The following is a 14,649-nucleotide window of genomic DNA, read 5'->3' on the forward strand; positions in this document are numbered from 1 at the left end:
GCAGGTCAAGTCCCGGCGCGGCGCAGACGCGTTGCCATCTGGGACAAGTCGCCTATCCCGAAAATGCCGTCCAGCATGCGCAACAGTTCGCGCACCGCTTCGGACTTGCAGGAATAGTAGATCATCTGCCGGTCGCGGCGGGTCTCGACAAGATCGAGCGCCCTGAGCTTGGCCAGATGTTGCGACAAAGCGGACTGGCTGAGCATCACCTTTTCGGCGATGGCGCCGACCGACATTTCACCGTCGGCCAGATAGCTCATGATCAAGAGCCGCTTTTCGTTGCCCATAAGGGTCAGAAATGTCGCCGCCGATTCGGCATTGGCGATTAGTTTGGTCGAGACCATCGATGCCCCATGTTTTCCTGCTCATCCAAACGCTATGGGGGCAAATAGCGTTGGCTGCTATAATTCAGCTATGGATCACGCTGCTGATTCAGCGTCGCCTGAATCGTAGATCATTTCGCCCAAATCTCAAGACGTGCTTTTGATTCATGACGATTATCCTTGCGTAGCTGGCGCACGACCGGCTTTGGCCATGTCGACCAGAACCGGCCGCAGGTCGCGCGCGGTCTTCAATGGCTGCGGAAAATAGACCCTGCAAACGGTGTCGCCCGATGCCAGGTCGATGCCATCGGCATCGAAGCCGGTCATGGTCCAACCATCACCTTCAACCCTGGCGAAATGATGGGCATAGACGGCGATGGCGTCGAGATGGTCGGCATTCATGTGGTCGAGAGCGGATTGTTCGCTGGCGGCCAGCTCGTCAACGATCAACCCCTCGGTGATGAGATCGGCACGGTCGAGCAGGTAGGCCTTACCGAAGCCGCCATTCAGGCTGGCGCGCTCCGGCTCGAGGCGAAAGATCGAGAAATCGCCGAGCCCGGCATAGAGCTTTGCCTTGGGATTGCGGTTGAGATAGCGCCGCTCGGCGCGGGCATGCGCGCTCGACCCGCGTTCCAGCGGCTGCGCCCGGCAGACCAGCGTTATCCTGGGATGCGCCAGCGGATCGCCCTTGCCGGGTTCGCCGACAAGCAGCGAGCAGCGCGGCTCGGCAAGGATGGCGCCGGTATGGGCTGACAGCGCCGAGACAAGGATCAGAGGCGTGCCATCGATGTCGGTGGCGACTCCGACCCTGGAGGCCAGCGGTGCGCCGGTCGAAGGCTCGATCACCGCGAGGGCGCCGAAACGGGCGCTGCGGATCAGCGTTGCGGCCAGCCTGATCGCCTCGGCGTCCGTCGCGCGAATGACGTCCTTCTTCGGCTGGTCCAAAATGCCCACCAGGTAAGTTGATTTTCTAAATCCAGTTATTGGCCAATCATGCCGGCTTTGACAAGCGCTTTGATCTCGGCTGTCGAAAAGCCGAAGCGCGCCAGCACGGTCTGATGTCGCTGATCGTCATCTTCAGGCATGCCGGCAAGCGCCGGCTGCGAGGTCGAGAAGCGTGGCGCGGGTGCGGGCCGCTCGAGCGCACGGGCTTTCACAAATGCGTGACGCGCCCGGTTGTGCGGATGATCCCTGGCTTCGGCCAGCGACAGAACCGGCGCCACGCAGGGATCGCTTGCGGCAAACAGCGCGTCCCAGCCGTCGCGTGTCTTCTGCCGGAACCGGTCGGCAATGGCCGCGCGCATGTCCGGCCACAACGCCTTGTCGTATTGGCCGCGGACAAAATCCTCGCCGAGCGGCAGCAGCCTTGCGAATGCGGCGAAGAAGCGCGGCTCAAGGCAGCCGACCGCAACGTGGCGTGCGTCCGCCGTCTCATAGGTGTCGTAGAAGGGCGCACCGGAATCGAGCAGGTTGGCGCCGCGCCGGTCGTTCCACAGACCTGCCGACATGAAGGCGTGTATGGGGGCCGCCAGCATCGAAGCGCCCTCGACCATCGCCGCGTCGATCACCTGGCCTTTGCCGGAGCGCGAGCGCTCGAACAGCGCTGCAAGCACCCCGGCGATCAGCATCATGGCGCCGCCGCCATTGTCGGCGATCAGATTCAGCGGCGGCACCGGCCGGCCTTCCTCCCGGCCGATGGCGTGCAACACACCGGAATAGGCGAGGTAGGTGATGTCGTGGCCGGCGCGACCTGCGAGCGGCCCGTCCTGGCCGAAGCCGGTCATGCGGCCGTAAATCAGCGCCGGATTGCGCGCCAATGCAGCATCCGGGCCGAGACCGAGCCGCTCCATCACACCGGGGCGAAAGCCTTCGACAAACAGATCGGCCTTTTCGGCAAGGCGCAGCAGCAGTCCGTTCCTTTGGCCTGCTTGAGGTCGACGCGCAGGATGGAGCGGCCGTGACGGTCGAGATTGTACGCATCGGAGAGCGGCAGCAGGGGTTGGTCCGAACCGGTGCGCTCGATGCGCAGCACCTCGGCGCCCATGTCCGACAGCATCAGCCCGGCCAGCGGCACCGGGCCGAGCCCGGCCATCTCGATGACTTTCAGGTCGGCCAGCGGACCGGTCTTCACTGCGCCGGCCGCCATGGCCGTCTATTTCGGCGCCATGCGGATTGCCCCATCGAGGCGGATGGTTTCGCCGTTCAGCATCTGGTTTTCGACGATATGCAGGGCGAGCGCGGCATATTCGGACGGCTCGCCGAGGCGGGACGGGAAGGGCACGGCCGCGCCGAGCGAATCCTGCACCTCCTGCGGCATGCCGGCCATCATTGGCGTCTTGAAGATGCCGGGCGCGATGGTGCAGACGCGAATGCCGGAGCGCGCCAGGTCGCGGGCAACCGGCAGCGTCATGCCGACGACGCCGCCCTTGGATGCGGCATAGGCGGCCTGGCCGATCTGGCCATCATAAGCGGCCACCGACGCGGTGTTGACGATGACGCCGCGCTCGCCGCCCTGCAGCGGTTCGAGTTTGGCGGCACGGTCGGCGACGAGGCGGATCATGTTGAAGGTGCCGATCAAATTGATCTCGATCACCTTGCGGTACTGGTCGAGCGGATGTGGACCATCCTTGCCGATCGTCTTCACGCCGATGGCAATGCCCGCGCAATTGACCAGGATGCGCGCTGGCCCAAGTCTCTTTTCCACCTCGGCGACCGCGGCCGCACCGCTGTCGGCGCTGCTCACATCGCACTGGATAGCGGCGCCGCCAATGTCGCCCGCCACCTTCGATGCCCGGTCGATGCCGATATCGAAAATGGCGACGCGCGCGCCCTTGTCGGCCAGCGCGCGGGCGGTTGCCTCGCCGAGGCCGGAGCCGCCGCCGGTTACGATCGCAATCTGGCCGTTCGGGTTCATGCTGCATGCTCCGTGCTGTTCCGGGTCATGCTACGGAGGTCGCCGCCATGGTGCAACCTGACCAATGGGGATCCATCGCGACCGGTGCCGCGACCGATCCTGGAGCTCAGGCCATCACTGGTGCCTGCTCCGCGATCCTGGCAAGGCTGGCATGGCCGACCTCGCCGGAGAGCCGCGCCACGGCACCGGGCACGATCTCGTGCGACAGCAGCCGGTCGAGGTCGACTGGGCGCGGCATGGAGATCTGGCCGCGGGGGATCTTTCTGAAGCCGAGCGGGCCGTAATAAGGCTCGTCGCCGACAAGGATCACCGCCGGCGCGCCGGCCTTGGCGGCCGCCTCCAGCGCGATCGCCACGAGCCGGCGGCCGATACCGAGATTCTTGAAGGCGGGCCGCACGGCGAGCGGCCCGAGCATCAGCGCGCGTCCGGCGCCGGCGGCGATGCGGGTCATGCGCACCGAAGCAACGACGATGTCGCCATTCATGGCGACAAAGGATAGCGAGCGCTCGTGGCCGCCGGTCTCGCGAATCTTGTAGGCGGCCAGCACGAAACGGCCGGGGCCAAAGGCTTCGTCGTTGATGGCTTCGATTTCGGGATCATGCGCCGGAGTTTCCGGCAGGTATTTCACGTCGGCAAGGCTCATGGTCTTCGCGGTCCGATAAAGAGGAAAGGTTGCTGCAAGCGGCAGCGTTCGCCAGTCAGCGCTTTCTAAGCGCGGGCGCCCTTTCGTCGTCGGTCAAACCGGATCAAGCCAAGATCGAACATGCGGAGTGTCCGCTAGCATCAATTTCCGGCGGCTGCAATCGGCTGTTTTCATCCGGCGTTTCATACGAGTGACGCTCTGTTCAGCAGATGACGGCTTCGACATTGCCGCCTTGCGACTACATTGGCCAAGGCACGCAAGGAGATTTCGTATGGGATTGCTGGTCGAAGGCAAATGGCAGGACCGTCCGGCCAATGTCGATAGCAGCGGCAGGTTCATCCGCGCCGAGACGCAGTGGCGTGACTGGATCACGCGCGACGGCGCGCCGGCGCAAGGTCGTACGCGCGGCTTCAAGGCCGAGCCCGGACGCTACCATCTTTATGTCTCGCTCGCCTGTCCGTGGGCGCACCGCACGCTGATCTTTCGCGCGCTGAAGAAGCTAGAAGACATCATCCCGGTTTCAGTCGTGCATCATTTCCTCGGTGCTGAGGGCTGGACGTTTTTGGCCGAGGATGGCGCCACCGGCGACACGCTCTACGGCCTCGACTTCCTGCATCAGATCTACACCAAGGCCGATCCAGCCTATTCGGGCCGGGTTTCGGTGCCGGTGCTGTGGGACAAGAAGGAAGAGACCATCGTCTCCAACGAATCCGCCGAAATCATCCGCATGCTCAATTCGGCCTTCGACGAGTGGGGCGATGCCGCTCTCGATTTCTATCCGCCAGGCCTGCGCGGCGAGATCGACAAGGTCAATGCGCTGGTCTTTCCAGCCGTCAACAACGGCGTCTACCGCGCCGGCTTTGCCACCACGCAAGCGGCCTATGAAGAGGCGTTCGGCGAGCTGTTCGCGGCGCTCGACACGCTGGAGGGCCGACTGTCAAAACAGCGCTATCTCACTGGCGAGCGTATGACCGAGGCCGACTGGCGGCTGTTCACCACGCTGGTGCGTTTCGACCCGGTCTATGTCGGCCATTTCAAATGCAATCTGCGCCGCATCGCCGACTATCCGAACCTTTCGAACTATCTGCGCGACCTCTACCAGGTGCCCGGTATCGCCGGCACGGTGAACCTGCACCACATCAAAATGCACTATTATGGCAGCCACGAGAGCATCAACCCGACGCGCATCGTGCCGGTCGGGCCTGGGCTCGACTATGGCGCGCCGCACGATCGGGCGCGGTTCAGGCAGGCGGCGTGAGCATCGGATTGACAGCCTACCAGTACGGCGATACCGGCTCGCCTTCAAAAACCTCGGCAAGCCGCCGCAGCGTCGCCGGCGTCGTGCCATGCGGCAAGCGGTCGAGCGGAAAGAAGCCTGCTTCGGCGATCTCGTGGTCCGGCAGTTTCGGCGCGGTCTGGTTGAAGGTTTCGATGAGATAGAGGCCGACATGGTCGCGGCGGCTGGAGCGGCGGTTGAAATGCATCGATTTCAGCACCGGCTGGGCTGTCAGCGCGATGTTGCCTTCCTCGGCCAGTTCGCGCACCAGCGCCTCACCGAGCGTCTCGCCGACTTCGACGCCCCCGCCCGGCAATTGCCAGCCGGGAACGTAGGTGTGGCGGATGAGGAAGACAGTGTTCGAGGCGCGATCGTGGATCAGGCCGCGCACGCCCAGCGTCATCGGCCGCCGCAGCAGGAAATAGAGATGGAACAGCCTTGCCCTGAGGCCTGCCCAGCCGGTCTGGCGAAACGCCTGCTCCGGGTCCGATATAGCCATGACTAGCGAAACCGTGGATGGGCAGGAAACAGTGAGTGGAAAGCGGGGAGCGCGTCGCCTATGAAGGAAGGATGTTCAGGCTCGCGCATATTTCCGATGTCCATCTGGGGCCGCTTCCCGGTCTAACCTATCGCGAACTCGCGTCCAAGCGCGTCGTCGGCTACGTCAACTGGCAGCGCAACCGCCGCCGCCATATGCACGATGCCGTCATCGACACCATCGTCGCCGACATGAAGGCGAGCACACCCGACCACCTCACCGTTACCGGCGATCTGGTCAATCTGGCGCTCGACGGCGAGATCGAGATGGCCAAGCACTGGCTTGAGACGCTGGGTTCGCCGGAGGATGTCTCGGTGGTGCCGGGCAACCACGACGCCTATGTGCCGGGCGCCTTCGACAAGGTCTGCCGCTCCTGGGCGGCGTGGATGAGCGGCGACGGCGTGACTGCGCCGATCGACCGCAACGCTTTTCCCTATCTGCGCGTACGCGGCAATGTCGCGCTGATCGGCGTTTCGACGGCGCGCGCCACGGCGCCGTTCATGGCCAACGGCTTCTTCCTCGAAGGTCAGGCGCAAAGGCTGGCGACAGTGCTCGACGCAACGAACAAACGCGGCCTGTTGCGGGTGATCATGATCCATCATCCGCCGGTGCGCGGCGCCGTCGCCCAGCAAAAGCGCCTGTTCGGCATCTCCCGCTTCCACAAGACCGTTCATAGGCATGGCGCCGAACTCGTGCTGCACGGCCATTCGCATCTGCCGTCGCTGTTCTTCATCGGCGGGCGCGGCGCCAGGATTCCGGTCGTCGGCGTCGCCGCCGCCGGGCAGTCGCCAGGCAGCAAGAACCCGGCGGCACAGTACAATCTGCTCGATATTGACGGGGAGAAGGGCAATTGGCTGATTCGCCTGACGCGGCGCGGCCTGACCGGGCCGGCCTTGCCGCCATCGGACCTGCAGGTCATTGAACTCGGCGCGCAGACACCGAGGCCTCCAGATCGTTGATCAGAAGCTGATCTTCATCGCCATCAGGCGATCCCAAAACAGGGCGGCCGCCACCGCCAGGCCAACAAGCGCGCCGGCGGCGACCAAGCCGAGACCGGAAAGGAACGTCGACCAGCCCTTGCGGGGCACGGCTGCTTGCAAGGGCGGCTCAGCTTCCGGCACGGCGGCGCGTTTCAGGTCGGCGACGGCCGGCTCGACACCGCCCTCCATCATGCGCTGGCGCTCGACGATGCGCTCCGCCACATAGCGCGTGACCTGATCGGCGACCGGTTTCATATCGGTCGATTCGGCGAGCACGACGCGGCCGATGCGGGTATCCCTGAGAAAGCGGTAGGTGCGGCGGTCGCGCCCCATGGCGACATGGCTGACGGCGTCGATCCACAGGCGGGGCTGCAGGCCGGAGGAGATGACGAAGTCGAAATTGTCCATGTCGGCGGGCACGTCGGCAAAGACCGGGGCGAGCTCGGCGGCGAGCAGATCAAGCCGCATCCGGTGCGCCTCGCGCATGTCGACCACGACATCGTCGCGATCGGCGAAGGCATTTTTCACATCGCGAACGGCGTCGGACAGTTTGCGGGAGGTGTCGATGGGGGTGATGTTTTCGCCAGTGTCCTTCATCGGCGTCGCCTCGCTGATATGGTTAATTGCGAGTTAACACAGGCGGCGGCAAAATGCACTGGCGAGGTGCGGGGCGCAAGGCTCGCCGCGGCCTCGAATGTCGGACGCAGGCGCCTGCCGCGGCGTGCCATGTTTCGGCGCACGGCCTGGGCGACCACATCAGGCACTTCCTCGACCAGCATATGGCCGGCATCGAGCACGTGATGAATATGAAAATGCGCCGGCAGACAATCAGCCTGGGTAAAGGGCAGCACCGGATCGTCCGTTCCCCAAACCACCATCACCGGCATGTCGAGCGTGTCCAGCTGTTCGCGGGGTATGACCCCCTGCCGCTCGTTCCTGGTCATGACGGCCGATATCTCAATCAGCTTGCGCAACTGGCCGGGGCGACGGCGTACGTCCGCCAGGACGCCAACGATGCGTTCGGGCGGCGGGCTTCGCGGTCCCGACATGGCGGCAAGGCAGGCGCGGATTTCCCGTCTGTCGGCGGCCGCGGCGTAGCGGCGCAACAGCGGTCCGTTGATCTCGGGGCCAACACCGCCCGGCGCCAGAAGCGTCAGCGAGCCTATCCTTTCAGGCTCGGCAAGCGCCATCAGGGAGGCGACCGCGCCGCCCATCGAATGACCGGCGACATGCACCCTTGCTATCCCGCGTGCGGCGATATCGGCGAGAACCGCTCGCGCCGCTGTTCTGGCCGGGCCGCTGCCAGGAAATACGAGAGACAGTCCGTGTCCCGGAAGATCGTAGGCCAAGGTCCTGACATCGGGCCCTAGCGACGCGGTCACCTCGCGCCAGATATCATGGCAACCACCGAAGCCATGCAGCAGGACGACCGTCTTCGGCCCGGCGCCCCGCTCGGCAACATAGAGGGATGAGACCATGAAAATGTGCGATTATTGCAAGACTGGAGAGGAAATTCGAATCGAGGCTGGATTGCTCCCAGTCCAGACCGATGGCCAGTAAAGTTTTCGCGATCCGGAAAGACTAGCTGGCGTTGCCGAGGCCCGCGGCGCGCAGCGCCTCAACCAGCCGGTCGGTCAGATCGGCGGGATATTTGCGCTCGGCGAAGGCCGCGCGCGGATCGGCGGCGAATTTCGGGAATTTGGTGGTCAGCTCATCCAGAAGCTTGGCTGCCAGCTGTTCGCGGCCGGCAGCCTTGGCGCCGATCAGCCGCGCCGCCAGATAATGCGATTTCATCGCCGTCGTGCGCAGCGACTCGCTGGCTATCGCGGCCTTGTTCATGTCGCCCAGCATGAACTGTCCGGCGAAAAGCCCAAAATCCCACCATGTCGGATGCCCGCTGAACGTCTCGACGGCATGGGTCAGGATCGGTGTTCCCTCGGCATATTTGCCGGCAAAGATCAGGCCATAGCCGTAAGCGGCAGCCATGCCGAGGTCGTAGGGGTTGAGCTCATAGGCCTTGCGCATCCAGCGGATCGATTCCTCGGTGTTGCCGAGGCGCGAGTTGAGGTAGCCATAGGCGCGGTGCGCATAAGGGCTGGTCGGTCCCATCTGGATGGCGCGATGGGCGAAAGACATTGCCTGATCGACCGTCGCGCCAGGCGGATAGGCGTAATGATCGGTGGCGGCCTCAAGGGTCAGGGAGGCCAGTTCCGAATAGACCAAGGACGATTTCGCACCCTGGCCGGCGAGCTTGTCCAGGCAGCGATAGGCAGCCTCGTGCGTCCTGGTGCTCTGGTCGAGATAGTATCTGTCGTTGAGGATCAGGCAGCTCGTCAGCCCGGTCTGAATGCCGTTCTGTTCGATGTAGCTGTAGAGCGGGCCGGAGGCGGGAATGGTCGAGCTGAGGATGGCGGCGATACGATCCTCGACGGTGCCAGGTGCGCTGTCGGCGACCGTCAGACTGCGGGACAAAAGCACGCGGCCGGTCGCCACGCTCTGCAGTTCGAGCGTCACGTCACCTGCCATTGGTCCCGGCAGGACATCGAAAACGAAGCTGGTCGGGTCGGTGCTCGGATCGCGCTTGCTGTCGGCGTCGCGGCCGATGAAGTCGATCGTGTCGAAACCGGCAAGGCCGGCGCGCAGCGAAGCGGCGACGCGGCCGGCCTCGGGTCCGGTGGCCTTCACCGCGATGAAGACGAGGGGCAGGGCCTCCATCGACGGCGATGCGATGCTGCTCGTTACGCCCGCGGTCTCGACCACCGCGGTAGGATCGCTGCTGGCAAGCAATGCGCCGCTGCCCTGGCGCAGGATGAGCACGCCCAGCATGAGAATGACCAGCGTCATGGCGACCCAGAAGAACTGGAGATGGCGCGCCAGCGAAGGCCCAGGTTCTGTAACCCCCGAAGCTGTCGCGGCAGCGGGAACGGCGTCAAGAGCCGCCTGGTCGGGCGATCCGGGCAAGGCGGCTACCGCCGCCGCAAGCGGCTCCTGCCCAACCGGCAGGCGTATGGCGTTGAGCTCATAGGACGGCACGTAGCCGCCGCGCGGAATGGCAATGCGAACCGGTTCGGCTATGCCTTCATTGGCGAAATAATGCTGGAGAAGTTCGCGCAGCCGGCCTGCCTGCACCCGGACAACGGCGTCGGTCGACGAATCGAAATCGCCGTCCTTGCCGAAGACGTCCATGGCGATGGAGAAACCCTTGAGCCTGTCGGCTTCGCCGGCCTGCTCGCGCTCAACAAGATAACGCAGCAACTTGCGCGCGCGCTCGGAACGGCCGAACGTTTCGCTGGCGAGCAGTCGCTCCAGTGTCTCGCGCACTGCGGGGGCGGCAGGCGTGGCATGCTGCAAGTGTCGATCCTCTCGAACTCGGCACAGGTTGAGGCGCAATCATATAGAGCCTGCACTTCCATACAAGCATGCTTATGTTATGCGATCGCGTAACACACCGGATAGTTACTGGTGGAGACACGAAAAAACCGGAATTTCTCCCGGCAAATGAGGGATTTCCGGGCGCCGCGGACATTCGGCGCCCAGGAAAATATCAGCCGGCCTTGCGGCCGATTATTCGGTTGGCGGCCGAAACAACGGCTTCCAGCGAGGCGGCAACGATGTTGGTGTTGATGCCGGCGCCGAACAGCTTGCCGCCGGGATATTCCATCTCGACATAGGAAATCGCCGAGGCGTTCGAGCCGCGCTGGAGCGAATGTTCGGAATAATCCAGGACCGACATGTCGACGCCAACATGACGCGACAGCGCATCGACGAAGCCGTCGATCGGGCCGGTGCCGGAGCCGGCGATTGTCGTCTCCTTGCCGTTGTCGAGGATCACCGCCTCGACCACGCGCCGGCCCTTTTTCTCGGTATCGGGATAGGTGTGATGGTCGAGGAACTTCAGTCGTGCGCCGGGCTGGTCGACATAGGTTTCGATAAAGCGGTCATGGATGCGTTTTGCCGGCACTTCCTTGCCTTCGGCGTCGGTGATCGCCTGGATCTCCTGGCTGAACTCGATCTGCAGGTTGCGCGGCAGATTGAGGCCGTAATCGGCCTGCAGTACATAGGCGATGCCGCCTTTGCCCGACTGCGAGTTGATGCGGATGATCGCCTCGTAGCTGCGTCCGACATCGGCCGGATCGATCGGCAGATAGGGCACTTCCCAGACCGGCGTGTTGGCCTTCTTCAAGGCCTTCATGCCCTTGTTGATGGCGTCCTGGTGCGAGCCGGAAAAGGCGGTGTAGACGAGTTCGCCGACATAGGGATGGCGCTCGGAGATCTTCAGCTGGTTGGAATATTCGTAGACGTCCTTCATCCGGTTGATGTCGGAGCAATCCAGATGGGGATCGACGCCTTGCGTGTACATGTTGAGCGCCAGCGTCACGATGTCGACATTTCCGGTGCGCTCGCCATTGCCGAACAGCGTGCCTTCGACGCGGTCCGCACCCGCCATCAGGCCGAGCTCGGTGGTGGCGATGCCGGTGCCGCGATCGTTGTGGGGGTGCAGCGAGATCAGCAGGTTCTCGCGGTCGTCCAGGTTGCGGCACATCCATTCGATCCGGTCGGCATAGATGTTGGGCGTCGACATCTCGACCGTCGACGGCAGGTTGATGATCAGTCTGTTGTCGGCTGTCGGCTTCACGATCTCGGTGACGGCGTTGCATATCTCCAGCGCGACTTCGAGCTCGGTGCCGGTAAAGCTTTCGGGCGAATATTCGAAGCGATAACCGCCGCCGGCCTTGGCCGCCATGTCGGTGATCATCTTGGCCGCGTCGGTGGCGATGCGCTTGATACCGCCGACATCCTTCTCGAAGACGACGCGACGCTGCAACTCGCTGGTCGAATTGTAGAAATGCACGATCGGGTTGGTGGCGCCCTTCAGAGATTCGAAGGTGCGGGTGATGAGTTCGGGACGGCACTGCACCAGCACCTGTAGCGAAACATCAGCCGGCACATTGCCTTCCTCGATGCACCAGCGGGCGAAATCGAAATCGGTCTGCGAGGCCGAGGGGAAACCTATCTCAATCTCCTTGAAACCCATGTCGAGCAGCAGGGCGAACATGCGCGCCTTGCGCTCATGACCCATCGGATCGATCAGCGCCTGGTTGCCGTCGCGCAAATCGACCGAGCACCAGACCGGTGCCTTGTCGATGACCTTGTTGGGCCAGGTGCGGTCGGTGAGACCGACCGTCGGGTAGGGCTGGTATTTTCGGGCCGCGCCCGGCATGTGGCCGGCCGCGCGTTTTACGCTTTCGGCTTCGCCGGCGCGGATGTCTTCTCGTGCGTTCATCGTCTTGTTCTCCCGGCGGCTCGCGGATCGGTCTTCGGACGGATTCCAGGGCGAGCAGCGCCTTATCAGATTTTCGTTCGCTTGATGTGAATTGCCAATTTCTGAACTGGCCAAGGAGCGTGCGCTAAGCGGCGGTTCGACCGCCGGGCGCTCCTTCAGCGAACCCGGCGATCGCCGATAAGGCCGAGAAGAAGCAGGGTCGATGCCAGCGCGCGCACGGTCTCGCCGGCAAAGCCGGTCGGACGGGAAGCGACGGAGGAGACGCGCGTGTTCATGGCGGGTTTCATACAGGAGCCGCCATGGACAGGCAAGTGGGCTGCCATTCCACCACTCGCGAGCACTCTTCCCCATGCGCGGCAAATGCGCCAGACTTGCGTGTAGCCGGGGCCGCAATGCTTCGCCGTCTGAGGGGTCATCCGTGAATTTCGTTTTCTTCTCGCCGCATTTTCCCGCCAACGGCGCCGATTTCTGCGACCGGCTGAAAAAGGCCGGCGCCACGGTGCTGGGCATTGGCGATGCGCCTTATGAGGCGCTGGACGGGAAGCTGAAGGTGGCCCTGTCGGAATATTACCGCATCGCCGACATGGAGGACTACGATCCGGTGTTCCGGGCCATGGGTCATTTCATCCACAAATGGGGCCGGATCGAGCGCTTCGAGTCCCTCAACGAGCATTGGCTGGAGCTGGAAGCCAACATCCGCACCGACTTCAACATCTACGGCACCAAGCTCGATTTCGTGAAGAATTTGAAGCGCAAGAGCCGCATGCGTGCATTCTTCCGCAAGAGCGGCGTCGACACCATCGCCCAGCGCAAATGCTCCGACCGGGCCGGCGCCATGACCTTCATCCGCCGCGTCGGCTATCCCGTGGTGGTGAAGCCCGATTCCGGGTCCGGCGCCTCGAACACTTTCAAGATTTCCAACGCCAGGGAGCTTGACCAGTTCTTCAGAGACAAGCCCGAGGACGTGACCTTCGTCATGGAGCAATTCATCGAGGGGCTGGTGGTGACCTTCGATGGGCTGGTCAACCGTGACGGCGAGGTGGTGCTGGCGGCCAGCCACCGCTACGACCAGAGCATCATGGAAGTGGTCAACAAGGATCGCCACATGAGCTACACCTGCTTTCCCAAGGTCCGACCGGCGATCGAAGAGGCCGGCCGCAAAATCCTCAAGGCGTTCGACGTGCGCGAGCGCTTCTTCCACATCGAGCTGTTCGAAACCAAGGACGACCGCGTCATCGCGCTTGAGGTCAACATGCGGCCGCCCGGCGCCTGGATGACCGATGCGATCAACTACACGTTCGACATCGACGTCTACGCGGCCTGGGCGGACATGGTGGTGAAGGATGCCGCCGGCGGGCCTTACGAGGGCAAATATTTCACCGCCTATGCCAGCCGCAAGCGGCGCCTCGACTATTTGCACAGCCATGAGGACGTGATAGCCGCGCATCGCGACAAGATCGTCCATCATCAGCCAATTGAAGAGGTTTTCAGCCGCGCCATGGGAAATTACGCCTACCAGATGCGCTCGAAAGACGAAGCAGCACTGCGCGCGGCCGTCGCCTACATCCACGCGGAAAAGGCTTGAACGCGATGGACATCTCCTATCACAAGCATTTCTCCGGCAACCTCGGCCGCGACATGGAATACAAGCGCTACGGCCATGCCGGCCGGCCGGTGGTGGTGTTCCCGACGTCGCAGGGGCGGTTCTACCAGTTCGAGGATTCCGGCGGGGTTGGAGCGCTGGCCGAATTCATCAATACCGGCCGCATCCAGCTGTTTGCGGTCGACGGCGTCGATTCGGAATCGTTCTTCAACAAGCATGCCGGCGCCGCCCACCGTATCGGTCGCCACGAGGCTTATTTCCGATATGTGCGCGAGGAGGCGCTGCCGGAGTTTCTGGCGACCGCTGAGCAAGCCAATGGCGGGCGCAAATTAAAGCCGCTGTTCACCGGCTGTTCGATGGGCGGTTATCATTCCTCGAACTTCGTCTTTCGCTTTCCCGAACTCGCCAGCGGCGTCATCGCGCTGTCGGGCGTCTATTCGGCGGGCGACTTCTTCGGCAAGGTGCTGGAAGGCGACATTTTCTACAATTCGCCGCTCGACTATCTGCCCGGCATCGTAGACCCAAAACTGCTTGCCCGGCTGAAGTCGCTGAGGATGATCTTCTGCTGCGGGCAGGGCGCCTGGGAAGAGCGGATGCTGGTCGAGACGCGCAGGCTGGAACAGATCCTGCGCGACAAATCCATTCCCGCCTGGGTCGACTATTGGGGCGGCGATGTCAGTCATGACTGGCCATGGTGGCACAAGCAGCTGGTCTATTTCTTCGGCCGCTGGCTGGATGACGATCTGATGCACCGGCTCGATTGATGGCCACACCCGAACCTATCCGCCGCTTTATCGAGGCCACCAATGCGGGTGATAGCGAAGCCGTTCTCGACACGTTCACAGCCGACGCGTCCCTGACCGACTGGGGGCGGTCCTTCCAAGGCCGCCAGCAGATCGCGCGCTGGAACCAGTCGGACAATATCGGCGTGAAGTCCAATCTTAGCATTGTCCGCATCGCCGAGGTCGAGGGCAGCTATCGCGTCCGCATCGCCGTGAAAGGCAATGGCTTCAACGGCGAGGGTGACATGACCTTCGTGCTGGACGGCCACCGCATAGCGAGCCTCGCCATCTCCTGACACGGCTCAG

The 14,649-nt window shown here is 63.4% G+C and carries 14 protein-coding genes and 1 pseudogene; 5 read left to right on the top strand and 10 right to left on the bottom strand.

The genetic code is table 11. From position 1 onward, the window contains the following. Positions 1-5: 5 nt before the first annotated feature. From NL532_RS10330 to NL532_RS10355, 5 genes and pseudogenes are all read right to left on the bottom strand, one after another. Entirely contained in the window at positions 6-344 is a 339-nt protein-coding gene (locus NL532_RS10330) for an ArsR/SmtB family transcription factor (RefSeq protein WP_023669951.1), read from the bottom strand. Between the two features lie 153 nt (positions 345-497). Further along, on the bottom strand, positions 498-1,268 hold the full coding sequence (locus tag NL532_RS10335; RefSeq protein WP_023823373.1) for a HugZ family pyridoxamine 5'-phosphate oxidase: 771 nt from the start codon (positions 1,266-1,268) through the stop codon (positions 498-500). 35 nt (positions 1,269-1,303) lie between these two features. Next, positions 1,304-2,469 (bottom strand): annotated as a pseudogene (locus NL532_RS10340) (CaiB/BaiF CoA transferase family protein). A gap of 6 nt (positions 2,470-2,475) precedes the next feature. Continuing rightward, positions 2,476-3,237, bottom strand: coding sequence for a 3-hydroxyacyl-CoA dehydrogenase (locus tag NL532_RS10350; protein WP_023683632.1), 762 nt, complete (start codon positions 3,235-3,237; stop codon positions 2,476-2,478). A 106-nt stretch (positions 3,238-3,343) separates the two neighbouring features. After that, positions 3,344-3,880, bottom strand: coding sequence for a GNAT family N-acetyltransferase (locus NL532_RS10355; protein WP_023683633.1), 537 nt, complete (start codon positions 3,878-3,880; stop codon positions 3,344-3,346). Positions 3,881-4,151: 271 nt separating this feature from the next. Here NL532_RS10355 and NL532_RS10360 point away from each other — a divergent pair, with 271 nt between their 5' ends. After that, positions 4,152-5,138 (top strand): glutathione S-transferase family protein, encoded by a 987-nt coding sequence (locus NL532_RS10360; protein ID WP_023828144.1) that lies wholly within the window; start codon positions 4,152-4,154, stop codon positions 5,136-5,138. Between the two features lie 16 nt (positions 5,139-5,154). On the opposite strand, the gene NL532_RS10365 is transcribed toward NL532_RS10360, so the two are convergent. Further along, on the bottom strand, positions 5,155-5,655 hold the full coding sequence (locus NL532_RS10365; RefSeq protein WP_031195394.1) for an NUDIX domain-containing protein: 501 nt from the start codon (positions 5,653-5,655) through the stop codon (positions 5,155-5,157). Positions 5,656-5,726: 71 nt separating this feature from the next. Between NL532_RS10365 and NL532_RS10370 the strand changes: the two genes are divergently transcribed. Then, positions 5,727-6,653: a metallophosphoesterase family protein gene (locus NL532_RS10370; RefSeq protein WP_023828143.1), complete on the top strand. Its 927-nt coding sequence runs from the start codon at positions 5,727-5,729 to the stop codon at positions 6,651-6,653. On the opposite strand, the gene NL532_RS10375 is transcribed toward NL532_RS10370, so the two are convergent. From NL532_RS10375 to leuA, 4 genes are all read right to left on the bottom strand, one after another. Then, complete coding sequence (locus NL532_RS10375) at positions 6,654-7,271, bottom strand: hypothetical protein (RefSeq protein ID WP_023695842.1); 618 nt, start codon at positions 7,269-7,271, stop codon at positions 6,654-6,656. Beyond that, on the bottom strand, positions 7,268-8,152 hold the full coding sequence (locus tag NL532_RS10380) for an alpha/beta fold hydrolase (RefSeq protein WP_023828142.1): 885 nt from the start codon (positions 8,150-8,152) through the stop codon (positions 7,268-7,270). The genes NL532_RS10375 and NL532_RS10380 overlap by 4 nt, the downstream gene beginning before the upstream one ends. Before the next feature lie 103 nt (positions 8,153-8,255). Next, positions 8,256-10,025, bottom strand: coding sequence for a tetratricopeptide repeat protein (locus NL532_RS10385; RefSeq protein ID WP_023691633.1), 1,770 nt, complete (start codon positions 10,023-10,025; stop codon positions 8,256-8,258). A gap of 193 nt (positions 10,026-10,218) precedes the next feature. After that, entirely contained in the window at positions 10,219-11,895 is a 1,677-nt protein-coding gene (leuA, locus tag NL532_RS10390; RefSeq protein WP_023683640.1) for a 2-isopropylmalate synthase, read from the bottom strand. Positions 11,896-12,376: 481 nt separating this feature from the next. Here leuA and NL532_RS10395 point away from each other — a divergent pair, with 481 nt between their 5' ends. The 3 genes from NL532_RS10395 to NL532_RS10405 are packed head-to-tail and all read left to right on the top strand — an operon-like array spanning position 12,377 to position 14,639. Beyond that, a complete protein-coding gene (locus NL532_RS10395) occupies positions 12,377-13,543 on the top strand; it encodes an ATP-grasp domain-containing protein (RefSeq protein ID WP_023686186.1) in 1,167 nt (388 codons plus the stop codon). Between the two features lie 5 nt (positions 13,544-13,548). After that, on the top strand, positions 13,549-14,325 hold the full coding sequence (locus tag NL532_RS10400; protein ID WP_023821620.1) for an esterase family protein: 777 nt from the start codon (positions 13,549-13,551) through the stop codon (positions 14,323-14,325). Continuing rightward, the gene (locus tag NL532_RS10405; protein WP_031202628.1) at positions 14,325-14,639 is read left to right on the top strand and encodes a nuclear transport factor 2 family protein; all 315 of its coding nucleotides are present in this window, start codon (positions 14,325-14,327) and stop codon (positions 14,637-14,639) included. The genes NL532_RS10400 and NL532_RS10405 overlap by 1 nt, the downstream gene beginning before the upstream one ends. The last annotated feature ends 10 nt before the right edge of the window (positions 14,640-14,649 follow it).

It is taken from the genome of Mesorhizobium sp. C120A, assembly GCF_030323105.1.
In the GTDB taxonomy this organism is placed as follows: domain Bacteria; phylum Pseudomonadota; class Alphaproteobacteria; order Rhizobiales; family Rhizobiaceae; genus Mesorhizobium.